Below are 23,740 nucleotides of genomic sequence, written 5' to 3'. Positions count from 1 at the left end.
TTGCGATGCACCATTCCGTTTGCTAAGATCAATCTAACGGTTGCGGAATTGATTTCCGGCAATTGACGCCATGTCTCCTCCACCCTCCACAGGAGTGGATTTAAACCCGATGCCCAAGTGCGCAGTTCGGGTTTTCTTTTATCCGCAACAGCGGCAGCCGGCGCATCGGCAAGCTTATTTACAACATCGCATAGCGCAAACGGCGATTTTTTTCAATCAATTTGACGCCAAGTCCTTGAAAAGGCTATAATTTACGGCTTTTCCGTTTGCTCAGGAAAAGATAACAAGGAAGAGTCTGTCGCTGACGCAGGACGAAGCCCCGGTCTAAAAGCCGGTTTTCGATAGCGGCGGAACCACCATTTGAGCGAATTAAACTAGTTAGGAAGTCAACATGAAAACTTTTTCCGCTAAGGGCCATGAAGTCCAGCGTGATTGGTTCGTGATTGACGCGACGGACAAAGTCCTCGGACGTGTTGCCAGCGAAGTGGCACTCCGACTGCGCGGCAAACACAAACCGGAATTTACTCCACACGTTGATACCGGCGATTTCATCGTCGTCATCAATGCAGGCAAACTGCGCGTCACTGGCGCCAAGGCAACCGACAAGACGTACTTCCGTCACTCCGGTTACCCAGGCGGCATCTACGAAACAAATTTCCAGAAAATGCAACAGCGTTTTCCAGGTCGTGCGCTGGAAAAAGCGGTCAAGGGCATGCTGCCTAAGGGTCCGCTTGGCTACGCCATGATCAAGAAGCTCAAAGTGTACGCAGATGGCACCCATCCGCACACTGCGCAGCAACCTAAAGCACTTGAACTCTAAGGAATAGACATGATCGGTAACTACAATTACGGAACCGGCCGTCGCAAGAGTGCAGTGGCTCGCGTCTTCATCAAGTCCGGCTCCGGCCAGATCGTCGTCAACGGCAAGCCAGCGAATGAATACTTTTCGCGCGAAACCGGCCTGATGGTGATTCGCCAGCCACTGGAACTGACCAACCATGTCGAAACTTTCGACATCAAGGTCAATGTCAGCGGCGGCGGTGAATCCGGCCAGGCTGGCGCAGTTCGCCACGGCATCACTCGTGCACTGATCGACTACGATGCAACTTTGAAATCGGAGCTGTCCAAAGCCGGCTTCGTTACACGTGATGCACGTGAAGTTGAGCGTAAGAAGGTCGGTCTGCGCAAGGCACGCCGCGCAAAACAATTCTCCAAGCGCTAATCTACGCTTTCAGAATATCGAAAAGCCGCCAGGTTTGCGCCTGGCGGCTTTTTGTCATTTGCCGGGTCGTTTGTTGCGCTCTTTATCAAAAGGTAACATTGGGAAAAGCACTGCAGCGCCTGTGCCTGCAAGGAATTTCCGATTTCAATGTTAAGCCTCCTCAACGATTCATTGGCTGATAAAATAGCCAGCTCTTGGCGGCAATTTACCCAAGGCACCGGGTCCAACATCGTACGGTTTCCATATCGGGTTTGAAAAACCGGATTGGAAAGATGTACAGCTCCATGCAAGGAAAAGAAATGATCAAAGTCGGGATTGTGGGTGGTACGGGTTACACCGGAGTGGAGCTGCTGCGTTTGCTGGCAAGCCATCCGCATGCGCAATTGCAGGCGGTGACTTCGCGCAAGGAAGACGGCATGCCGATCGCCGACATGTATCCGTCCTTGCGCGGCCGCGTCGCGCTGGCGTTTTCTGCGCCGGAAAAAGCCAAGCTGACCGAGTGCGACGTGGTGTTTTTCGCCACCCCGCACGGCGTCGCCATGGCGCAGACGCCTGAACTGCTGGCCGCCGGCGTCAAGGTGATCGACCTGGCCGCCGATTTCCGCCTGCAGGACACCGCGGTGTTCGAAAAATGGTACAAGATGCCGCACAGCTGTCCCGAGCTGCTGAAGGAAGCCGTGTACGGCTTGCCGGAACTGAACCGCGCCGCCATCAAGGAAGCGCGCATCATCGGCAATCCCGGCTGTTATCCGACCACCATGCAGCTCGGCCTGGCGCCGTTGCTGAAGGCTGGCATGGTGGATGCTTCGCACCTGATCGCCGATTGCAAGTCGGGTGTATCCGGCGCCGGCCGCAAGGCTGAAATCGGCTTGCTGTTCTCGGAAGCCAGCGACAATTTCAAGGCTTACGGCGTATCCGGCCACCGGCATTCACCGGAAACGCTGGAGCAGCTCGGCAAGCTGACCGATCAGAAAGTCGGCCTGTTGTTTACACCGCACCTGGTGCCGATGATTCGCGGCATGCATTCCACCATCTACGCGCGCCTGATCAAGGATATCGACAATGCGGCCCTGCAGGCGCTGTTTGAAGATGCGTACAAGGATGAGCCGTTTGTCGATGTGATGCCGTTCGGCTCGCATCCCGAGACCCGCTCCACCCGTGCGTCGAACATGTTGCGGATCGCCTTGCACCGCCCGGACAACGGCGACACCGTGGTCGTGCTGGTCGTGCAGGACAACCTGGTCAAGGGCTCGGCCGGCCAGGCCGTGCAATGCATGAACCTGATGTTCGGCCTTGAAGAGACCACCGGGCTGCTGCATGTGCCGGTCATGCCATGATCGCAGTGTTTCGTTTGTATCCGTCCCTGAACGACCGGGCCGGCAGCGATGAAGTATAAATTGTGGGTTCGGCGCATGTCGATTTCGGCGCCGAAAATGACGGTGAAGAGCCATTACCCGTGGCCGCTGAAAGCGCTTTTCCTGGTGCTGGTGCTCGGCTTCGGCGGCGCGGTTGCGATGTGGATATATGACCTCGGGCGCGATTTTACCGGCCATAGTCCGATGGTCAGCAAACAGCAGCTGGCGGACCTGAATGAAAAAGTGAACGCCTTGACGGCGGAGCGTGACCGTTTCTCGAGCACCGTCAATGCGGCCGAAAGCCGGCTCAATATCGAGAAAGCGGCGCAAGAGCAGCTGGGCCAGCAGATCAAGGTGCTGGAAACCCAGAATGCGAAGCTGAAAGAAGACCTGGCGTTTTTCGAGGGCCTGTTGCCGAATGCAACCGGCAGCCAGGGCATCACGATCCAACGCCTGACCGCAGAGCTGTTGACGCCGACGCAATTGCGTTACCGGATGTTGATCATGCAGGGCGGGAAGGGTGCCAATTTTGTTGGAAATGTGCAACTATTGGTGACCGCGACAGTGGCAGGCAAAAGCACGGTGCTGATTTTCCCCGGCGCCAACGCCACGGCGGCAGAAAAGACCGCCTCGCAGCTGGATTTCAAGTACTACCAGCGCGTCGAGGCTGAACTGACTTTGCCGGAAGGCGCCGTGGTCAAGGCGATTCAGGCGAAGGTCATGGAAAAGGGCCAGATGCGGGCGCAGCAAACCTCTAATTTGTAAAAAGGAAACATCATGTTCAACCGTAAAGCAAAGAGCACTATCGATAGCTTGATTGGCTCGTCGACCAGCATCGAGGGCGATGTCCGTTTCAAGGGCGGTCTGCGCATCGACGGCAATGTGAAGGGCAATGTGGTCGCCGAGGCTGGCGAAACCAGCGTCCTGGTGATTTCCGAGAGCGCCAAGGTGGAAGGCGACGTGCGGGTCGCCCATCTGGTGGTCAACGGCGAGATCTGCGGCAATGTCTACTCCGCCGAACTGCTTGAATTGCAGCCGAAAGCCCGCATAACCGGTGATGTCAATTACAAGGCGCTGGAAATGCATAGCGGCGCGCTGGTAAGCGGCAAACTGACCCATGAACAGAATGTGGCCGAGCCGGTGCTGAAGCTTGCCATGTCGCAATCTGCTTAGATTTGGGCATTGCCTGCATGAATCCGGGCAAGCGCCTATAATGCAGTATTGTATGTCCCCCGCAGGAGCCAAAAATGAATGCTGTCGCTGAAATTCAAGATGTAGTCGCATCTCCGATCGTGTTTACCGATAGCGCCGCCGCCAAGGTTGCGCAACTGATCGAAGAAGAAGGCAATCCAGACCTCAAATTGCGCGTTTTCGTGCAGGGTGGCGGTTGCTCCGGTTTCCAGTATGGATTCACCTTCGATGAAATCGTCAACGAAGACGACACCACCATGAGTAAGAACGGTGTGCAGCTGTTGATCGATTCGATGAGCTATCAATACCTGGTCGGCGCTGAAATCGACTACAAGGACGACCTGGAAGGCGCGCAATTCGTGATCAAGAATCCGAATGCGACGACTACCTGCGGCTGCGGTTCTTCTTTCTCAGCCTGATTAAATAATCACGCAGTCCCGATACGCGGCTCTTGAGAAAAAGGACGCCGAGGAGAAATCCTCGAGCGTCCTTTTTTTATTGCATGGCGCTGATGGTTGATTGCGCTCCCGGCGGGATCCCGTCAGGCGGGATACAGCGCCCCCAGGATCCGTAAATCGCGCGCTCCGGTCACCAGCGGCAGGTTGCCAGGCCGGCGCTGGTCGAAACGCAGCGCCAGCCAGGCGAAAGCAACCGCTTCGACATGGTTGGGAGCAATGCCGAGCGCCTCGGTGGATTGCACGGCTGCCGCCAGATGGCGCTTTTGCAGCGCTTGCGCCAGCTGTTGCATCAGGTACGGGTTGTAGGCGCCGCCACCGCAGACATACACGGTTTGCGCTGCCGGCGCATGCTGTGCGATCGCATCGGCGATGGTGGTGGCGGTCAGCACTGCCAGCGTTGCCTGCACGTCAGCAGGGGCAAGCTGCGGCAAGCTGGCGAGGTGGCGCGCCAGCCAGGCATCGTGGAACAGGTCGCGCCCGGTGCTTTTGGGCGGCGCGGCGGCAAAATAGTCTTCCTTGCGCATGGCGTCGAGCAAGGCCGGCGCCGGCTGCCCGCTGGCCGCCCACAAACCGTTCTCATCGTAATCCTTGCCGTGATGGCGCTTGATCCATAAATCCATCAGGACGTTGCCTGGCCCAGTATCGAAGCCGATGACGTCGCGGCTTTGGCCCGGCGTTGCATGGTGATGCAGCACGCTGATATTGGCGATGCCGCCGATATTCACCACCACCCGGGTTTGCGCCGGATCGGCGAAGACAGCCTGGTGGAACGCCGGCACCAGCGGTGCGCCCTGGCCGCCGGCGGCGATGTCGCGGCTGCGGAAATCGGCGATGACGTCGATCCCGGTCAGTTCGGCCAGCAGCGCCGGGTTGTTGGCCTGGCGCGTGAAGCCCAATTCGGGCCGATGCCTGATGGTCTGGCCATGGACGCCGATGGCGCGGATCTGGTCTGGCCGCAAACCGGCATCCGCCAGCAAGCGCTCGACGCAAGCCGCATAGTGCGAACTCAAGGTATTGGCGACCAGCGCTTCGCGTTCGATTTCATTCTGGCCGGCGGTTTGCAGCGCCATCAGTTCGGCGCGCAGCGAGGCCGAAAACGGCATGTAGGCCGATGCCAGCGTGGCCACCGGATGCTGCGCCGGGGCGCTGGGAAATGCCGCGATGACGCCATCGACGCCGTCCAGGCTAGTGCCGGACATCAGGCCGATGAACAGGCTGCTATGGATAGTTGTAGGGGGCATAATAAAACCGTTGTGAGATCAGCTGATTTTACTAGCGACTCGACAACGGTTCTAAATTAATTCCAAAGTCAGCAAGGCCAAGGCTCGCCGAGCATTTATTTCGATGCCAGTTTGGCGGCCGGCAAGGGCGCTGCTTCGCTGCCGCTCAACAGGGTAAAACGATGGGTGATATCGGCCGCGACCGTCTTGAAGCGCTCGAGCTCGGCGCCGGCCAGCGGGCTGGCGGTAGGCACCACCACCGACATCGGGTCGCGCGGCTCGTTGGCAACGCGGAACTCGTAGTGCAGGTGCGGGCCGGTAGCCCAGCCGGTCATGCCGACATAGCCGATGACGTCGCCCTGGCTGACCTTGCCGCCTTTGCGCGAGGTTGGCGCAAAGCGGCTCATGTGCGCATACACCGTTGAGTATTTGCTATCGTGCTTGATGATGACCACATTGCCGTAGCCGCTTTCAACGCCGGCAAAGTCGATCACGCCGTCAGCAGTGGCATGGATAGGCGTACCCGCGGCGGCGGCGAAGTCGACCCCGGTGTGCTTTTTCCATTTGCCCAGGATCGGATGCACGCGCATCGAGAAGCCGGAAGAAATGCGGGTAAAGGTCAGCGGCGATTTCAGGAAAGCCTTTTTCAGCGACTTGCCGTCGAAACCGTAGTAGCCGCCCTGGCCGCTGCCGGGCTCGTCAAACCACACTGCCTGGAACGGCTTGCCGCCATTCACGAATTCGCCGGCAAGGATGCGGCCGGCGCGCAGGAACTGGCCGTTTTGCCAGAATGTTTCATAGGCGACATTGAAGTGGTCGCCGCGCTTCAGGTCGGAAGCGAAATTGATGTTGGTGCCGAACATGGCGACGATTTGCGAAGCTACGCTGTCTGGGATATCGGCGGCGTCGGTGGCGGCGAACAGCGAGGAGCGGATCACGCCGGTATGCATTTCGACGCGCCGCTCAAGCGCGGCGGTTTCTTCCGTCACGGTGAATTTATCGCCGTCGCGCTGGATCAGCAGGTTGGTGGGGGTATTATCGTCGCGGCCGTCGACGAGGGTTGCGCGCAGCATCTGCAGCACGCCGTCGTTGCTGGTCTGCGCCTGCACCGAGGTGCCGGCCTTGAGGCGCAGCATGGCGCGTGCGCGGCTGTCCGACTTGATGAAATTGCTGGCCTCGTCGTCGTCCACGCCGAGCCGCGTCAGCAAAGCCGCCAAGGTGTCGCTGGCGCGCATTTTGTCTTCGGCAACATAAAGTTGTTGCTGAGCTTCAAGTTTTGCGATCTGCTCGCTGAGGCTAGGCAATTCCAGTTCGGCGGAAATCGCCCGCACCGAGACTTCGTCGGGATCCGTTGGCAGCGGAGCAACACCGGCTGCGCCAAACGCAATCAGGGTCAGCACCACGGCGGAAGCGGAGACGATACGGGTTTTACGCGAGGAATCAGTAAACAACGCGGGTATCTGCTTGAAAAACGGCTTGATCCTGGACCGCAAGTTGATGATTTTATCTTTGAGAGACATGCAATACGTTAAAATTTGCCGTTTGCTACCGATTCTTGTGTTGTTGTTTGTTTGATTGAACGACTTGCGGCGGGTTAAAAGGATCAGGGATTATACCTTAGGGTACCTTGTGCGACTGTAGGAATGGTCCGATTTATGGTAACCCTTTGTATTCGTTTCCCTTTACATCCGCAATTTCCGTTCCGTGCAGGCAGAGGCGCAGCTTTTCAGATTTCATTTTCGCTGGATTTTTATTTCCCATATGGCTCACGATTCCCACAACGCATCACCGAAGGCAGCCGCTGCTGTTGAAAACACCCCCCTGGTCCTGTCGGACCGGACCCAGGAGGCGCTGGCGATCACCAAACGCGGCGTCGACGAACTGCTGATCGAGAGCGACTTTGCGCGCAAGCTGCAGCGTTCCGAACAGAGCGGCAAGCCGCTGCGCATCAAGCTGGGCCTGGACCCGACCGCGCCCGACCTGCACCTTGGCCACACGGTGGTGCTGAACAAGATGCGGCAGCTGCAGGACCTCGGCCACAACGTGATTTTCCTGATCGGCGACTTTACCTCGATGATCGGCGATCCGTCCGGACGCAATGCGACGCGGCCGCCGCTGACCCGCGAACAGATCGAAGAAAACGCCAAGACCTATTTTGCCCAGGCCAGCCTGGTGCTGGACCCGGCGCGAACTGAAATCCGTTATAACTCGGAATGGTCGGACAAGCTCGGCGCGCGCGGCATGATCCAGCTGTCCGCCAAATACACGGTGGCGCGGATTCTTGAACGTGAAGACTTCACCAAGCGTTTCAAGGCCGGTACGCCGATTTCGGTGCACGAACTGCTGTACCCGCTGATGCAGGGCTACGATTCGGTGGCGCTGGAGTCGGACCTGGAACTGGGCGGCACCGACCAGAAATTCAACCTGCTGGTCGGCCGCGAGCTGCAGAAGGATTACGGCCAGGAGCCGCAATGCATCCTGACCATGCCTTTGCTGGAAGGACTGGACGGCGTCGAGAAGATGTCCAAGTCCAAGGGCAACTACATCGGCATCACGGAGCCGGCCAACACCATGTTCGCCAAGGTGATGAGCATTTCCGACGTCATGATGTGGCGTTATTACGAGCTGCTGTCGTTCAAGTCGCTGGCGCAGATCGCCGGCTACAAGGCGCAGGTCGAAGGCGGCCAGAATCCGCGCGACATCAAGGTGGCGCTGGCGCAGGAAATCGTGGCGCGCTTCCATAACCAGCAAGCGGCGGAAGACGCCTTGAGCGATTTCAATAACCGCGCCAAGGGCGGCATCCCGGACGACATTCCCGAGTTGACCCTGAGCGGTGCGCCGCTGGGCATCGGCCAGTTGCTGAAACAGGCCAATCTCTGCCCGTCGACCTCGGAAGCGCTGCGCATGGTGGAGCAGGGCGGCGTGCGGATCGATGGCGCCGTGGTCAGCGACAAGGGTTTGAAAGTCGAGGCTGCCACCTTCGTGATACAGGTCGGCAAGCGCAAGTTCGCCCGGGTCAACCTGACGGCATGATCGGCCTGCTGCAACGGGTCAGCCACGCCAGCGTGGTGGTGGACGGCGCCACGGTCGGCGCTATCGAGGGCGGCCTGATGGTCTTGCTGTGCGCGGAGCGCGGCGACCGCGAAAAGGAAGCCGATGCGCTGCTGGCCAAGCTGCTGGCGTATCGCGTGTTCGCCGACGACGCCGGCAAGATGAACCGCAGCCTGAGCGACATCGGCGGCGGCCTGCTGCTGGTGCCGCAATTTACGCTGGCGGCGGACACCCAGTCAGGAACCCGGCCCTCGTTCACGCCGGCGGCGGCGCCGGAAGACGGCCGCCGCCTGTTCGACTATTTCGTCGGCCAGGCGGCAAGCCGGCACAAGCAGGTCGCGACCGGCTGTTTTGGCGCCGACATGAAAGTGTCTTTGACCAATGATGGTCCGGTGACTTTCTGGCTGCAGGTAAAACCGCCGGCCGCCAAAGCGTAAACCGTTTTTGCTGTAGCCTGACAACTTTACGACAGGAGCTTATCGTGAACCTCTGGAGCCATTCTTTCAACGACGGTGCATATATTCCCGGCGAATTTGCTTTCGCGGTGGTGCATCCCGAGACCCATGTCACGCTGTCCGCCAACCATAACCCGCACCTGGGCTGGGGCGAACCGCCGGCCGGCACGAAATCGCTGGTGCTTATCTGCCACGATCCCGATGTGCCCTCGCGCGGCGACGACGTCAACCAGGACGGCAAGATCGTGCCGGCCGACCTGCCGCGCGTCGATTTTTTCCACTGGGTGCTGGTCGACCTGCCGCCGCATGCGACTTCGATAGAAGCCGGAACCTTCAGCGATCGCGTCATCTCGCGCGGCAAGCCCGGCCCGGAAATCTATGGCAGCCCGATCCCTGGCGCGCGCCACGGCCTGAACGACTACACCGGCTGGTTTGCCGGCGATGCGGCGATGGGCGGCGATTATTTTGGCTACGACGGCCCATGCCCGCCATGGAACGACGAGACTGCGCACCGTTACATTTTTACCCTGTACGCGCTGGACATCGCGCGCTTGCCGGTAGACGGCAAATTTACCGGACAGCAGGCGCTGGCCGCCATGCGCGGACACATCCTGGCCGAGACATCCATCGTCAGCCTGTACACCCTGAATCCGGCCTTGTAAGCAGCAATCCTGCAGGAAGCCCATGCCAACCACCGAAATCCTGCTGATACGCCACGGCGAAACCGACTGGAACCTGGAGCGCCGCCTGCAAGGCCACCTGGATATCCCGCTCAATCCGGCAGGCCGGCGCCAGGCGCTGGCATTGGCGCGCAGCCTGGATGGCCTCGCCCTGGACGCCATTTTTTGCAGCGACCTGCAGCGCGCGCAACAAACCGCGGCGCCCTTGGCCGAGGCGAGCGGCATGGCCCTGCGCCTCGAAACCGGATTGCGCGAGCGTTGCTACGGCGCGCTGGAAGGCTTGCGTTACCCGGAAGCTGCCGAACGCTTTCCTGATGCCTACGCGGCGTTGATGGCGCGCGATATCGATGTCCGTTATCCGGCCGGCCAGCACGTGGCGGAAACCATGAGCGAATTCTACGCAAGGGTGGCGGCGGTCCTGCCAGCATTGCTGGCGGCGGGTGATCTGCGCCAGATCGCGATAGTGACCCATGGCGGCGTACTCGACTGCATATACCGTCTTGCCCACCAGCTGCCGCTGGAGCAGGCGCGCAGTTGCGATATATTCAACGCCAGCATCAACCGCCTGAGCTGGAACCCCGAATGGCCGCAGCCATTGCGGGTGGACGGCTGGGGCGACGTGGCGCACCTGGACGCCTTGTCGCTGGACGAAATCGATCAATGAGCCCGGCTTGCCGCGCCAATGCAGCCAGTGTTTTGCCGCTTATGTTGGGCTTCGGCGGCAAGTCCCGAAAATCGCTATAAATCTGTATAAGCTCTTGCAAAAACAGTTGCGATAAAAGCAGTGTGCTTGTGCTAATCTTGCTGACAAGAATTAAAACAACAGCGGGACCGCCAGCATGAAACTTAACCTCTTTCCCTCCTGGACTCAGCGTGCCGCTGAGCCTGAACCATTGGTCGAAGCGGCCGCGGGGAAACAGAGCGCGCCCGCTGCGCCGGCGCTGAACGATGAGCAGCTGGCGCTGGTCGGCGTATTGCACCAGCTGCTGCAAACCTTGCCCCAAGCCTATAGCGGCCGTGAAAGCGTGAAGCGGCTGTGCCAGATGATCCTGCCTGCCAGTCCGCATATCCGGCTGGTGTGGGTGGGATTCTGCCAGGACGATTCGGAAGCGACCATCAAGCCGGCGGCGATTGTCGGCCCGGCGCGGGGCGAGTCGGATCATTGGCAGCTGGCCAAGGATTGTTTTGACTACGTGGCGCCGTTTGCCCAGGTCGCCGATTGGGAGGCCGGCCACGACAGTGACTTCCATGCGCTCTTTACACCCTGGCAAGCGCACCCTGAGCACTGCTCCGCCAAGGCCGCGCTGGCCATACCGCTGCGTTCGGAAAAAGCCCGCATGCACGGCATGATGGTGTTTTACGCCGATAGCGAGGATTATTTTTCAGAAACCGGGTTTGCTTCGTTCCAGGCTTTCGGCCATGTGTGCGAAGTGATCTGGAAGCAATCCAATTTGTCGCACCTGCTCACGCGCCAGGTGCAGCTTGATTCGCTGACCGGCTTGCTGACACGGCGCCGCATCGTGCATGTCTATGAGGAAGCGGTAGCCGCCACCGCCGTCGATGAGTCGCCGCTGTCGATCCTGTATTGCCAGCTGGACGATTTCCACAAGATCAACGACCTGTACGGCTGGGCGGTGGCCGACAATATCCTGGCGGCATTCGCCAAGGATACCGGCGCCCAGCTGCGCAAGACCGACAGCGGCGGCCGCTGGAACGCCACCGAATTCCTGTATGTGTTGCCGGCGACCGACACCGTCGATGCCGACAACCTCGCCGAGACTTTTCTCGGCCATTTCAAGCACCATCCGGTGAACATCGAAAACTGGTCGATCCGGCTCGCGCTGTCGATAGGAGTGGCCACTTACGGCGCCGACGGCCGCGGCCTGGATGAACTGATCCATTACGCCACCCAGCACCTGCGCAGCTCCGCCGAAGACGAACTTTGATTGTGCAAAACCCCGCTTGCTTCGGCAATCGGGATAAAATGACGCCTTTCCCTTTCGATTTCATCCCGAGTCAGCGACGCCGCCGTGAATATTGGCCCTTATTTCCTTCGTAACAACGTCTTTGTGGCGCCCATGGCGGGCGTCACGGACAGACCGTTCCGGCAGCTCTGCAAAGAGCTGGGCGCCGGCTACGCGGTGTCGGAAATGGCTGCCTCCAATCCGCGCCTGTGGCAGACCGAGAAGACTTCGCGCCGCATCAACCACGACGGCGAGATGGAGCCGCGGGCGGTGCAGATCGCCGGCGCCGATCCGCTGATGCTGGCGGAGTGCGCAAAATACAATGTCGACCACGGTGCGCAAATCATCGACATCAACATGGGATGCCCGGTCAAGAAAGTGTGCAACAGCTGGTGCGGTTCGGCTTTATTGCAGGATGAGCAACTGGTGGCACGGATACTGGAAGCGGTGGTGGGCGCGGTCGACGTCCCGGTTACGTTGAAATTCCGCACCGGCTGGGACCGTCTCAACAAGAACGCCTTGCGTATCGCGCGGCTGGCGCAAGCCAGCGGCATCGCCATGCTGACCTTGCACGGCCGTACCCGCGCTGACGGTTATAGCGGCGACGCCGAATACCAGACCATTGCCGCAGTCAAGGCAGCGGTCACGATCCCGGTAGTGGCCAACGGCGACATCACGACGCCCGAAAAAGCACGGCAAGTGCTGGAGTACACCAAGGCCGACGCCATCATGGTGGGGCGGGCGGCGCAGGGCCGGCCATGGATTTTCCGCGAGATCGAGCACTATCTGCGCACCGGGGAATATTTGCCGGCGCCGCTGGTGACGGAAGTGCAACAGCTGATGGATGAACATCTGCGTGCGCATTATGGATTTTATGGCGACTACTTGGGGGTGCGTACCGCCCGCAAGCATATCGGCTGGTATGTGCGCGATTTGCCTGGTGGAGAGGCTTTCCGGCAACGCATGAACCTGCTGGAAGATTGCGGCCAGCAGCTGGCCGCAGTAAATAGCTTCTTCGAATCGCAGTTTGCGTTTGGGGAGCGGTTACAATACGGGGTGGCCGAGCAGATGCTGGCGGCCTGAATCAGATCAACAAGAAACAGGACCAGGATTTCCCCCAGCAAGGCGGGCATGACGCCGTCGACGGAACGCTGATGGAATGCCGAAATCCTGAAAAAAAGAATAGTAAAAAAGAATGAGCAAAGAAAGTATCCAAGACGTGGTGAAGCAAAGCCTTGAAAAATATTTCAAGGACCTGGGCGAGCAGCCGCCGTCGAACGTGTATGACATGGTGATTTCCACGGTTGAAAAACCGGTGCTGGAAGCCGTGATCGCGCGCGCCGAAGGTAATCAGTCGCATGCAGCCGAAATGCTGGGCATCAATCGCAACACCCTGCGCAAGAAATTGCAGCAGCACGGTCTTTTGTAACAGGCAGTTCCAAGGATCCGCGGCGCCAAGCCAGGACCGACAGCAGGCCGCAGTTCTCGCCGAGACAGGCACCAGGGCTGTATTTATCCGTTTCCCTTCCCTTCCAGAGTTTCCATCATGATTAAACAAGCCCTCATTTCCGTATCCGACAAAACCGGGATACTTGATTTCGCAAAAGAGCTGTCGGCGCTGGGTGTGAACATTCTGTCGACGGGCGGCACCGCCAAGCTGCTGGCCGACAACGGCATCAAGGTGACTGAAGTGGCGGATTACACCGGTTTCCCGGAAATGCTCGACGGCCGCGTCAAGACCCTGCATCCGAAAGTGCATGGCGGCATCCTGGCCCGCCGTGATTTCCCCGAGCATGTCGCGGCCCTGGCGCAGCACCAGATTCCGGTGATCGACATGGTGGTGGTCAATCTCTACCCGTTCCAGCAGACCATCGCCAAGGAGCAGTGCTCGCTGGAAGACGCGATCGAGAATATCGATATCGGCGGCCCTGCCATGCTGCGTTCGTCGGCCAAGAACCATAAGGATGTGATCGTGCTGTGCGATCCCAGCGATTACGCCGGCGTGCTGGCCGAGCTCAAGGCGCACGACGGCGAAGTCGGCTACGGCACCAAATTTGCGCTGGCGAAGAAGGTGTTTGCCCATACCGCTCAATACGACGGCGCCATCACCAACTATTTCACTTCGCTGGGCGAAGACAAGCAGCACACTACCCGCAGCGCCTATCCGGCGACGTTGAACCTGCATTTCGAAAAGGTGCAGGAAATGCGTTACGGCGAAAACCCGCACCAGTCGGCGGCGTTTTACCGCGATACCCGCCATGTTGAAGGTGCGCTGGCCAACTACAGGCAGTTGCAGGGTAAAGAGCTGTCCTACAACAATATCGCCGACGCCGATGCGGCGTGGGAATGCGTCAAGACTTTCAACGAAACTGCATGCGTCATCATCAAGCACGCCAATCCCTGCGGCGTCGCCATCGGCAACAATCCGCTGGAAGCGTATAGCAAGGCGCTGCAAACCGATCCGACTTCAGCCTTTGGCGGCATCATCGCCTTCAACCAGGAACTCGACGGTAATGCCGCCGAAGCCGTCGCCAAGCAGTTCGTCGAAGTCATCATCGCGCCGTCCTTCACGGAACAGGCGAAGCAGGTTTTTGCCGCCAAGCAGAATGTACGCTTGCTGGAAATCCCGCTAGCGCACGCTATCAACCTGCATGATTTCAAGCGGGTCGGCGGCGGCCTGCTGGTGCAATCACCGGATGCGCGCAACGTCGCCCTGAGCGAACTCAAGGTGGTAAGCAAGAAGCAGCCGACCCAGCAACAGCTGCAGGACCTGATGTTTGCCTGGCGCGTCGCCAAGTTCGTCAAGTCGAACGCCATCGTGTTTTGCGGCAATGGCATGACCTTGGGCGTCGGCGCCGGCCAGATGAGCCGGGTTGATTCGGCCCGCATTGCTTCGATCAAGGCGCAGAATGCCGGTTTGTCGCTGGTCGGTTCGGCGGTCGCCTCGGATGCGTTTTTCCCGTTCCGCGACGGCCTCGATGTCGTGGTCGACGCCGGCGCCACCTGCGTGGTGCAGCCAGGCGGTTCGATGCGCGACCAGGAAGTGATCGACGCCGCCGACGAACATGGCGTCGTCATGCTGCTCACCGGCACCCGCCACTTCCGTCACTAAGTAGCAGCGACCGGCGCTTCGTGCTTGCCACGGCGAAGCGCTTCGGTCATTGTCTGGTTAGAGCTCATTTCATCAATATTCGTGAGATGCGTTCTTGCCAGAAGAGGCGCTGGCAAGGCGCGCGACGCGTCCGATAGCGGTGCTATCGGCAAGGAGCGCAACGCGGCCAGCGCCTCTTCTGGCAAGAACCCTTCGGGAACGGGCAATTTGGGCGTATTGCTGCGTTGCGCCGCTTGCCAAGGGGTGTAGCAGGGAATTCGGACAGCATGCTGTCCGCCTGCGGAACGGTTTCCGCTTGCAAGCGGAAACGCGACCGGCAAGGGCCACCCTTGGCTGCGCGGCGCGCCTTGCACTACCTCCCAAATTGCCGCGTTCGCACTCACGAATATTGATGAAATGAGCTCTATATGAAAATCCTCGGTATCGACCCCGGTCTGCGGACCACCGGCTTTGGCGTCATCGACAAGCAGGGCAGCAAGCTCAGCTATATTGCGTCGGGCACCATCAAGACCCCGGATGCCGATCTGCCGCAACGCCTGAAGGTAATCCTGGCCAGCGTTTCGGAAGTCATCCGCACCTATGCGCCGGATTGCTCGGCGATCGAAAAAGTCTTCGTCAACGTCAATCCGCAATCGACGCTGCTGCTGGGGCAAGCCCGCGGCGCAGCGATTTGCGCCTTGGTCAGCGCGGATTTGCCGGTGGCTGAATATACCGCCTTGCAGATCAAGCAGGCGGTCGCCGGCCATGGCAAGGCGCAAAAGCAGCAGGTGCAGGACATGGTGCAGCGGCTGCTGCAGCTGCCGGGGTTGCCTGGCACCGATGCCGCCGATGCGCTGGCGGTGGCGATCTGCCACGCCCACAGCGGCGAGGCACTGGCGCATCTGAGTGCGCTGGCGCCGGGCCTGGCCAAGAAGGGCTTGCGGGTGCGCGGCGGCCGGCTGGTGGGTTAAGCCGCTGTCGTGGTCATCGCCGTTCCCGATTCTGGTGCATTGTTTGAAGCTGGTTCTTGTCGCTACAATAGGAATTAATTCTATTCCACCATCCGCAGCCGTTTATCCCGCGCTATCAAGCCGCCTACTCCTCGCTTTATCTGCGATTTGTCTCATTTTGCGTATCGGAAGCCTCGTTCAATTGTGAACCTTTGTTTCCGCAAAATTACGGCAAACACATGTGTATATCTGAGAGCTGACATTTACATATAGCGCTAAGTCCTTCATTTATTTGGTAATTCAAAATAAGGGCACTCTCGGCCGATTGTGAGATACCAGCGCTAAGTCATTGACTTTACTCGGATATCTTGCAATTGCAGGCAGCTAAATGGCTTGACCTAGAATAGTGCATCCTCTAAAGTGGGTGGAAGTGTGGAAAAGTGTTTTTTTGTGGGGCATTTTTACTTGCTGCCAGAGAATTTTTTCAAGATTGATTAAGGAGCGTGTGCGGTGTTTCAGGGGGCGTCAGCATTAAATCTCGATGCGAAAGGGCGGATGGCAGTGCCGTCCAAGCATCGTGACGCGCTCACCGTTCAGTGCGAGGGGCGCTTGACGCTTACCAAACACCCGCATGGCTGCCTGCTGCTGTTTCCCCGTCCGACCTGGGAGAGCCACCGCGAACAGATCGCTGCGTGGCCAATGTCGGCGCGCGCCTGGCAGCGGATTTTCCTTGGCAACGCCTCCGACGTCGAGCTTGACTCCGCCGGCCGGATCCTGGTGGCGCCGGAGCTGCGTTCGGCCGTCGGCCTGACGCGCGAGGTGATGCTGCTGGGCATGGGAAGCCATTTCGAGATTTGGGATGCAGCCAAGCTGGCTGAGAGCGAGTCGCAAGCAGTTGCGGCTGGCATGCCCGAAGTGTTAAGCAATTTTTCGTTCTGACGGGCCGGCCATGAGTGAACCAGTGGTGCCCGAGTTCCAGCACCGCACCGTGTTATTGGATGAGGCTGTCAGTGCGTTGGCGATCGTCGGTGCGCGCGCGGACGGCATCTATGTCGACGGTACTTTCGGCCGTGGCGGCCACAGCCGCAAGATTTTGCAGAGCCTGGGGCCGCGCGGCCGCCTGATCGCTTTCGACAAGGATCCGCAGGCCATCGCTACCGCGGCCGAGATTGCCGATCCGCGTTTCGAGATCGTGCACGACAGCTTTGCGACGATGGCGCAGGCATTGCAGGAAAGAGGCATACAACAAGTCGACGGAGTGTTGCTGGACCTGGGCATCTCGTCGCCGCAGGTGGACGACGCCAGCCGCGGATTCAGTTTCCGCGCCGACGGCCCGCTCGACATGCGCATGGATACGACGCGCGGCATGTCGGCAGCAGCCTGGCTGGCAGTCGCAGATGAACAAACAATCGGAAAGGTGGTACGTGATTATGGGGAAGAACGGTTTGCTGTTCAGATTGCAAAGGCGATTGTTGCTAGCCGGACAGTCCAGCCCATTACTGGCACACGACAGCTTGCCCAGATCGTGGCAAACGCCGTCAAGACCCGCGAGAAAGGCAAAGACCCGGCCACTCGCACCTTTCAGGCTATACGGATTTTCATCAATCAAGAGCTTGAAGAACTCGAGATAGTACTGGATCAGGCATTTCGGCAGATGGCCCAGCAAGGGAGATTAGTCGTGATCAGCTTTCATTCGCTGGAAGATCGGATCGTCAAGCAGTTCATGGCTTCCAAAGCCAGGCTGCCGCAGCCCGACCGTCGCCTGCCGATTCGCGCGGTCGACCTGCCGCAGCCGGAATTGAAGCTGGTGGCCAGGATCAAGCCGTCCGATACCGAAGTCGCCGACAATCCGCGCGCGCGCTCCGCCATCATGCGGGTCGGTGAACGTCTGGCTGCACCTGCTGGAGTCCAGCCGTGAGCGGGCGCCTCAATTTTGTCCTGGCCCTGGCGCTGGTGCTATGTGCATTGGCGCTGGTCAACGCCCAGTACCAGGCGCGCCAGCTGTTCATTGAACTGGAGCGGACCGCCAGCCAGTCGCGCCAGCTGGACATCGAATGGGCCCAATTGCAGCTTGACCAGTCGACGCTGGGCAAGAACGCCAGGATCGAAGCCAGCGCCACGCGCGACCTGAACATGGTGCCGTTGACTGCTGCCCGCACCCAATACCTGACGGTGGGGGAAAAATGACGCGTAATCCCCCGCGCAGCTCGCACACAGGACGCATTGCCGCCGGCAAGGGAGTGCCGTTTTCGGCCAGCCCCATGCTCAAGGTCAAGCTGCCGGCATGGCGCTCGCGGGTAGTCTTGTTCGCCATGTTTGCGGCCTTCCTGGCGCTGATCGTGCGCGCTCTGTGGCTGCAAGGCATTTCCACCGATTTCCTGCAAAAGCAAGGCGCTTCGCGCTATGCGCGCACCCTGGAGCTGCCGGCCACGCGCGGCAAGATCACCGACCGCAACGGCCAGGTGCTGGCGTCGTCGGTGCCGGTCAAGGCGATCTGGGCGATTCCCGAAGATGTGCAGGCCGCGCCGAAAGAAAAGCTGCAGGCATTGGCGAAACTGCTCGACATGAGCTACGCCGAACTCAGCAAGAAACTCGATTCCGACCGCAATTTCGTCTACCTCAAGCGCCAGGTAGAGCAAGACGTTTCCGACCAGATCGTCAAGCTTGGCATCGACGGCATCGAGACCCGCAAGGAATACAAGCGCTTCTATCCGGAAGGCGAGGTGATGGCGCACGTGGTCGGTTTTACCAATGTGGAAGACGCCGGCCAGGACGGCATGGAATTGTCGCAGCAGAAAAACCTCGCCGGCACGACCGGCAGCCGGCGCGTCATCAAGGACCGCCTGGGCCGCATTGTCGAGGATATCGAGGCGGTCAAGGAACCGCATGACGGCAAGGACCTGGTGCTGTCGATCGACAGCAAGATCCAGTACATCGCGTTTACTCAATTAAAAGAAGCCGTGGCCAAGAGCAAGGCCAAGGCTGGTGGCATCGTCGTGGTCGACGCCAAGACCGGCGAGGTGCTGGCGCTGGCCAACCTGCCCAGCTACAACCCGAATGACCGCTCGGTGCTGACCGGCGCGCAATTGCGCAACCGCGTGATGACCGACACCTTCGAGCCGGGCTCGACCCTGAAGCCGTTTACCGTGGCGCTCGCGCTCGACACCAACCGGGTGCAGGCCACCACCACCTTCCAGGTGCCCGACAAGATGACCATCGGCACCGCGACCGTGGGCGATTCCCATCCGCATCCGGTGTGGACCATGAGCGTTGCGCAGATCATCCAGAAATCCTCGAATATCGGCACCGCCAAGATCGCGCTGCAAATGCCGGCGGAGGAAATGTGGGAAATGTTCACCACGGTCGGCCTCGGCCAGCAACCGAAATTCGGCTTCCCCGGCGCTGTCGCCGGCCGGGTGCGTCCTTTCAAGTCATGGCGGCCGATCGAGCAGGCCACCATGAGCTATGGCCATGGCATCTCGGTATCCCTGATCCAGATGGCCCACGCTTACACGATCTTTGCGCGCAACGGCGACCTGATCCCGCTGTCGTTCCAGAAAGTCAGCGAACCTCCGGTCGGCCAGCGCGTGGTTTCTGAAAAGACCGCGCTCACCATGCGCGCCATGCTGGAGCGGGTCACCGCGCCGGGCGGCACTGCGCCTAAAGCGCAAGTGCCGGGTTACCGCGTGGGCGGCAAAACCGGCACCGCCTACAAGATAGAAGGCGGCAAATATGTCAAAAAATATATCGCCGATTTCGTCGGCTTTGCACCGGCTTCTGACCCGCGCCTGATTATTGCCGTGATGGTGGACGAACCTAGCGTCGGTTCGCATTTCGGCGGCGATGTGGCCGCACCGGTATTCGCGACGGTTGCGGCGAATGCCTTGCGGGCGCTGAACGTGTCGCCGGATTCTACCGTCACCGACATCATCATCCCGACCGACGGTCCGCAGGAGGGCTTGTGACGAAGCCTAAGCTACAGCAATTGCCAGAGATCCAGCAATGGCTGGGCAGCGTTGCCCCGGCAGGTGCGGAGCTGGTGTCGGACTCGCGCAAGGTGAAAGCCGGCGACGTGTTCTTTGCCTATCCGGGCGATGCCGCGGATGGCCGCGCCTATATTGCACAAGCGCTGGAAAACGGCGCCTGCGCGGTACTGTACGAGAAAGAGAAATTTGCCTGGGACACGGCCTGGCGGGCTCCGCATCGCGCAGTGAGCGGACTCAAGCAGCTCAGCGGCGAGATCGCCCACGGTTATTACGGCCAGGCGGACCAGGGCATGCTGGTGGTGGCCGTCACCGGCACCAATGGCAAGACTTCGTGCACCCAATGGCTGGGCCATGCGCTGTCGCACCTGGGCCAGGCTACCGGCGTGATCGGTACCCTGGGTACAGGGATCTATACACAAGGCGAGCGCGGCGAATTCGAGGAAACCGGCAACACCACGCCGGACGCGCTGCTGCTGCAGCAAACGCTCAACGGCATGCGGCGGCAAGGCGCGACCGCACTGGCGATCGAAGCATCGTCGATCGGCCTGGAGCAGGGACGCCTGAACGGCTTGCATGTCGACATCGCCCTGTTCACCAATTTCACGCGCGATCATCTGGACTACCACGGCGACGAGCAGCACTACGAAGCCGCCAAGCGCATGCTGTTCGACTGGCCCGGACTGCGGCACGCGGTGATCAATCTCGACGACGCCATGGGTTTGCGCCTGGTGAAACATCTGCAGCAGAAGCAACCGGCAATTCCGGTGATCGGCTACAGCTGCGAGGAACTGGCGACGCCGACGGGTGTTCCTGCGGCCGGCGCTCCGGCGGCCGGCGCCCCGGTGCTGCGCGCCTCGGCGATCCGCACCAATGCCAACGGCACGGCGTTCCACGTCGATTCGCCTTTCGGTTCGGCGCAAGTCAAGACGCAGCTGGTGGGACAGTTCAATGTCAGCAATGCACTGGGCATCCTGGGCGTGCTGCTGGCAAAAGGCGCGGCCTGGGACGCCGCGCTGAATGCGATTGAACTGTTGGTTGCGGTGCCGGGTCGAATGCAGCAGTTCGGCGGCCAGGACGCGCCGCTGATAGTGATCGATTATGCACATACCCCTGATGCGCTGGAAAAAACCTTGAATACCTTGCGGCAAGTAACGCAGCAGCGCAACGGCGAGTTGTGGTGCGTATTCGGTTGCGGCGGCGATCGCGATCCCGGCAAGCGGCCGCAGATGGGCGCCGTGGCGGAACGCGCGGACCACGTCATCGTCACCAGCGACAATCCCCGCAGCGAAGAACCCGCCGTCATCATCAGCCAGATCCTGGCCGGGATGAAAGCGCCGCAGGCAGCGCAGGCGCTGGAAGACCGCGCTGCCGCGATTTTATGGGCGGTGCGACATGCGGCCAAGGCCGATGTGGTCTTGCTGGCAGGCAAAGGACATGAGACTTACCAGGAAATAAAAGGAAAGAAATTGCCGTTTCTAGATGCCGACCATACCGCGCTGGCCCTGGCTGCGCGCGCCACGATGAAAGGCGGCAACATATGAAGACTTCATTGCAGCAACTGCAATCGTGGCTGGGATTGCCGCCGGCAGGCGCCGCCAGCCAGGTCGCGGTAAACGGCTTGTGCACCGACAGCCGTGCGGTGACGCCAGGTTCACTGTTTGTCGCCTTGCGCGGCGAGCGCTTCGACGCCCACGATTTCCTGGAACAGGTAGTGGCCCAGGGCGCCGCTGCAGTGGTGGTGGAGCGCGACCCAGGCACGCTGGCAGTGCCGGCGCTGGTGGTAAGCGATACCAGGGCCGCGCTGGGCAGGATAGGACAGTGCTGGCGGCAGCAATTCACGCTGCCCCTGATTGCCGTCACCGGCAGCAACGGCAAGACCACGGTAAAGGAAATGATTGCCGCGATCCTGGTCGCGGCTTTTGGCGTCGACAAGTCACTGGCGACACGTGGCAATTTCAATAATGAGATTGGCGTGCCGCTGACCTTGCTGCGGCTTGACGCCGGCCACCAGGCCGCCGTGATCGAGCTGGGCATGAACCATCCTGGCGAAATTGCGTTGCTGACGGCATTGGCGGAGCCGACGGTGGGGCTGGTCAACAATGCTCAGCGCGAGCACCAGGAATTCATGGCCAGCGTGGCGGCGGTCGCCGAGGAAAACGGCAGCGTGATCCGCGGCCTGCCGGCCAGCGGCATCGCGGTGTTTCCGGCTGACGATCCCTATACCGGACTGTGGCGCGGTTACGCCGCCGGCAAGGCCGGCAGCATCAGTTTCGGCCTCTCGCCTGATGCCGATGTCAGCTGCAGCTACGCCAGCGCGGCGCATGGCTTCGGCAGCGACCTGATCGTTACCTTCGCCACTGCGGGAGGTCCGCAAATATATGCATTGCAGCTGGCTGCCGCCGGCGAACACAATGTGCGCAACGCGCTTGCCGCGATCGCCTGCACCCTGGCGATCGGCGTCGACGTCGCGGCGATCAAGCGCGGCCTGGAAACATTCGTGCCGGTCAGCGGCCGCCTGCAACGCAAGCTGGCGACAGTCGCCGGCTGCGCCGGGGCGCTGGTGATCGACGACACCTACAACGCCAACCCGGATTCAGTGCGGGCCGCCATCGATGTGCTGGCGCAGGCAGGCGCGCCGCGTTTGCTGGTGCTGGGCGACATGGGCGAAGTCGGCAACGAAGGCGGCAAGTTTCACCAGGAGATCGGCGCTTACGCGCAGCAGCGCGGCATCACCCGGCTCTTTACCTTGGGCGAGCTGGCGGCCGACGCCAGCGCGGCCTTCGGTCCGCAAGCACAACACTTTAACGACATCGCAGCGTTGCTAGCCGCGCTCGATGCGACCATGACGCCGGACACCACGGTGCTGATCAAAGGGTCGCGTTTCATGAAAATGGAACGCGCTGTCCAGCACCTGGCCGGTACAACATCTGAGGGGATTCACTAACATGCTGCTATGGCTGGCACAAAATTTCCAGCAGGATTTCAGTTTCCTGCGCGTCTTCAACTTCATCACCTTTCGCGCCGTGTTCGCGACGTTGACGGCGTTGATGATCGGCCTGATCGCGGGACCTGGCGTGATCCGCATGCTGGCGCGCCTGAAGGTAGGCCAGGCGGTGCGCACCGACGGTCCGCAGACGCACCTGGTCAAATCCGGCACGCCGACCATGGGCGGCGTGCTGATCCTGATCGCGATCGGCATCTCGACCTTGCTGTGGAGCGACCTGGGCAACCGTTTTGTCTGGATCGTACTGGTAGTGACGCTGGGTTTCGGCACCATTGGCTGGGTCGACGATTACCGCAAGGTGGTCTACAAGGATCCGAACGGCATGCGTTCGCGCGAAAAGTATTTCTGGCAATCGGTGATCGGCGTCGTCGCCGCGATCTACCTGGCGTTCTCGGTCTCGGCGCCGAACAATACCCAGGTCTGGGACCTGTTCGTAGCTTGGGTCGAATCCGGCTTCAGCCTCGACCTGCCGCCCAAGGCCGACCTGATCGTGCCTTTTTTCAAGACCATCAGCTATCCGCTGGGGGTCTGGGGTTTCATGGCCTTGACCTATTTTGTCATCGTCGGCACCAGCAATGCAGTCAACCTGACCGACGGCCTGGACGGCCTGGCGATCATGCCGACCGTGATGGTGGGGGCTGCGCTGGGCCTGTTCGCCTACCTGACCGGTAACGTCACTTTCGCCAAATACCTGCTGATCCCGCATATCCCGGGCGCCGGCGAACTGCTGATTTTCTGCGGCGCGATGGCCGGCGCCGGACTCGCTTTCCTCTGGTACAACGCCTATCCGGCCCAGGTATTCATGGGCGATGTCGGCGCACTGGCCTTGGGCGGCGCCTTGGGTACCGTAGCGGTCATCGTGCGCCAGGAAATCGTGCTGTTCATCATGGGCGGTATTTTCGTTGTAGAGACTTTGTCGGTGATGTTGCAGGTAATCTATTTCAAGTACACGAAAAAGCGTTTCGGCGTCGGCCGCCGTGTGCTGCTGATGGCGCCTTTGCACCATCACTATGAACAAAAAGGCTGGAAAGAAACGCAGGTTGTGGTGCGCTTCTGGATCATCTCGATGATGCTGGTGCTGTTCGGGCTTTCAACTCTGAAGTTAAGGTAGGC

Annotated in this window: 24 protein-coding genes; 22 read left to right on the top strand and 2 right to left on the bottom strand. The window is 60.2% G+C overall.

Annotated elements, in window-relative coordinates:
• Positions 1-391 precede the first annotated feature (391 nt).
• The 6 genes from rplM (at position 392) to erpA (ending at position 4,187) form a co-directional block, all read left to right on the top strand.
• Positions 392-820, top strand: coding sequence for a 50S ribosomal protein L13 (gene rplM, locus BM062_RS12080; RefSeq protein ID WP_061944550.1), 429 nt, complete (start codon positions 392-394; stop codon positions 818-820).
• Positions 821-829: 9 nt separating this feature from the next.
• Positions 830-1,222, top strand: a complete 393-nt coding sequence (gene rpsI / locus BM062_RS12075; protein WP_061534642.1) for a 30S ribosomal protein S9 — start codon at positions 830-832, stop codon at positions 1,220-1,222.
• A gap of 299 nt (positions 1,223-1,521) precedes the next feature.
• The gene (argC, locus tag BM062_RS12070) at positions 1,522-2,559 is read left to right on the top strand and encodes an N-acetyl-gamma-glutamyl-phosphate reductase (RefSeq protein ID WP_092397183.1); all 1,038 of its coding nucleotides are present in this window, start codon (positions 1,522-1,524) and stop codon (positions 2,557-2,559) included.
• 75 nt (positions 2,560-2,634) lie between these two features.
• Positions 2,635-3,342 (top strand): DUF6776 family protein, encoded by a 708-nt coding sequence (locus BM062_RS12065; protein WP_092397107.1) that lies wholly within the window; start codon positions 2,635-2,637, stop codon positions 3,340-3,342.
• A 12-nt stretch (positions 3,343-3,354) separates the two neighbouring features.
• On the top strand, positions 3,355-3,750 hold the full coding sequence (locus BM062_RS12060; protein ID WP_092397105.1) for a bactofilin family protein: 396 nt from the start codon (positions 3,355-3,357) through the stop codon (positions 3,748-3,750).
• Positions 3,751-3,824: 74 nt separating this feature from the next.
• Complete coding sequence (gene erpA, locus BM062_RS12055; RefSeq protein ID WP_014007938.1) at positions 3,825-4,187, top strand: iron-sulfur cluster insertion protein ErpA; 363 nt, start codon at positions 3,825-3,827, stop codon at positions 4,185-4,187.
• Positions 4,188-4,309: 122 nt separating this feature from the next.
• Here erpA and BM062_RS12050 read toward each other — a convergent pair whose 3' ends face one another.
• Positions 4,310-5,467: an anhydro-N-acetylmuramic acid kinase gene (locus tag BM062_RS12050; protein WP_092397103.1), complete on the bottom strand. Its 1,158-nt coding sequence runs from the start codon at positions 5,465-5,467 to the stop codon at positions 4,310-4,312.
• A 95-nt stretch (positions 5,468-5,562) separates the two neighbouring features.
• Entirely contained in the window at positions 5,563-6,966 is a 1,404-nt protein-coding gene (locus BM062_RS12045; protein WP_092397102.1) for a M23 family metallopeptidase, read from the bottom strand.
• Between the two features lie 241 nt (positions 6,967-7,207).
• Between BM062_RS12045 and tyrS the strand changes: the two genes are divergently transcribed.
• The 16 genes from tyrS to mraY all read left to right on the top strand — a co-directional run bounded on the left by tyrS (position 7,208) and on the right by mraY (position 23,738).
• Positions 7,208-8,479 (top strand): tyrosine--tRNA ligase, encoded by a 1,272-nt coding sequence (tyrS, locus tag BM062_RS12040; protein ID WP_092397100.1) that lies wholly within the window; start codon positions 7,208-7,210, stop codon positions 8,477-8,479.
• The gene (dtd, locus tag BM062_RS12035) at positions 8,476-8,934 is read left to right on the top strand and encodes a D-aminoacyl-tRNA deacylase (protein WP_092397098.1); all 459 of its coding nucleotides are present in this window, start codon (positions 8,476-8,478) and stop codon (positions 8,932-8,934) included. The genes tyrS and dtd overlap by 4 nt, the downstream gene beginning before the upstream one ends.
• 44 nt (positions 8,935-8,978) lie before the next feature.
• Positions 8,979-9,614, top strand: coding sequence for a YbhB/YbcL family Raf kinase inhibitor-like protein (locus BM062_RS12030; RefSeq protein WP_092397096.1), 636 nt, complete (start codon positions 8,979-8,981; stop codon positions 9,612-9,614).
• Positions 9,615-9,636: 22 nt separating this feature from the next.
• Positions 9,637-10,296, top strand: a complete 660-nt coding sequence (locus BM062_RS12025; protein ID WP_092397094.1) for a histidine phosphatase family protein — start codon at positions 9,637-9,639, stop codon at positions 10,294-10,296.
• A gap of 175 nt (positions 10,297-10,471) precedes the next feature.
• A complete protein-coding gene (locus tag BM062_RS12020) occupies positions 10,472-11,578 on the top strand; it encodes a GGDEF domain-containing protein (RefSeq protein ID WP_092397092.1) in 1,107 nt (368 codons plus the stop codon).
• 84 nt (positions 11,579-11,662) lie between these two features.
• The gene (gene dusB, locus BM062_RS12015) at positions 11,663-12,679 is read left to right on the top strand and encodes a tRNA dihydrouridine synthase DusB (protein ID WP_092397090.1); all 1,017 of its coding nucleotides are present in this window, start codon (positions 11,663-11,665) and stop codon (positions 12,677-12,679) included.
• Positions 12,680-12,791: 112 nt separating this feature from the next.
• Complete coding sequence (locus BM062_RS12010) at positions 12,792-13,025, top strand: Fis family transcriptional regulator (protein ID WP_014007929.1); 234 nt, start codon at positions 12,792-12,794, stop codon at positions 13,023-13,025.
• A 117-nt stretch (positions 13,026-13,142) separates the two neighbouring features.
• Complete coding sequence (gene purH / locus BM062_RS12005; RefSeq protein ID WP_092397088.1) at positions 13,143-14,708, top strand: bifunctional phosphoribosylaminoimidazolecarboxamide formyltransferase/IMP cyclohydrolase; 1,566 nt, start codon at positions 13,143-13,145, stop codon at positions 14,706-14,708.
• Between the two features lie 407 nt (positions 14,709-15,115).
• Complete coding sequence (gene ruvC / locus BM062_RS12000) at positions 15,116-15,658, top strand: crossover junction endodeoxyribonuclease RuvC (protein WP_092397086.1); 543 nt, start codon at positions 15,116-15,118, stop codon at positions 15,656-15,658.
• 489 nt (positions 15,659-16,147) lie between these two features.
• Positions 16,148-16,576 (top strand): division/cell wall cluster transcriptional repressor MraZ, encoded by a 429-nt coding sequence (mraZ, locus tag BM062_RS11995; protein ID WP_061534628.1) that lies wholly within the window; start codon positions 16,148-16,150, stop codon positions 16,574-16,576.
• Positions 16,577-16,586: 10 nt separating this feature from the next.
• A complete protein-coding gene (gene rsmH, locus BM062_RS11990) occupies positions 16,587-17,555 on the top strand; it encodes a 16S rRNA (cytosine(1402)-N(4))-methyltransferase RsmH (RefSeq protein ID WP_092397084.1) in 969 nt (322 codons plus the stop codon).
• Positions 17,552-17,824 carry a cell division protein FtsL gene (gene ftsL, locus BM062_RS11985; protein WP_092397082.1) on the top strand — a complete coding sequence of 91 codons (273 nt, stop codon included), beginning with the start codon at positions 17,552-17,554 and terminating at the stop codon, positions 17,822-17,824. Before rsmH ends, ftsL begins: the two co-directional genes overlap by 4 nt.
• Positions 17,821-19,602, top strand: a complete 1,782-nt coding sequence (locus BM062_RS11980; RefSeq protein ID WP_092397080.1) for a peptidoglycan D,D-transpeptidase FtsI family protein — start codon at positions 17,821-17,823, stop codon at positions 19,600-19,602. Before ftsL ends, BM062_RS11980 begins: the two co-directional genes overlap by 4 nt.
• Complete coding sequence (locus tag BM062_RS11975) at positions 19,599-21,164, top strand: UDP-N-acetylmuramoyl-L-alanyl-D-glutamate--2,6-diaminopimelate ligase (protein WP_092397078.1); 1,566 nt, start codon at positions 19,599-19,601, stop codon at positions 21,162-21,164. The genes BM062_RS11980 and BM062_RS11975 overlap by 4 nt, the downstream gene beginning before the upstream one ends.
• The gene (gene murF, locus BM062_RS11970; RefSeq protein ID WP_092397076.1) at positions 21,161-22,567 is read left to right on the top strand and encodes a UDP-N-acetylmuramoyl-tripeptide--D-alanyl-D-alanine ligase; all 1,407 of its coding nucleotides are present in this window, start codon (positions 21,161-21,163) and stop codon (positions 22,565-22,567) included. Before BM062_RS11975 ends, murF begins: the two co-directional genes overlap by 4 nt.
• A 1-nt stretch (position 22,568) precedes the next feature.
• Entirely contained in the window at positions 22,569-23,738 is a 1,170-nt protein-coding gene (mraY, locus tag BM062_RS11965; RefSeq protein WP_092397074.1) for a phospho-N-acetylmuramoyl-pentapeptide-transferase, read from the top strand.
• Positions 23,739-23,740 lie beyond the last annotated feature (2 nt).

The organism is Collimonas sp. OK412 (assembly GCF_900112135.1).
Lineage (GTDB): Bacteria > Pseudomonadota > Gammaproteobacteria > Burkholderiales > Burkholderiaceae_D > Collimonas > Collimonas rhizosphaerae.
This window is presented reverse-complemented; position numbering and strand designations above follow the sequence as displayed.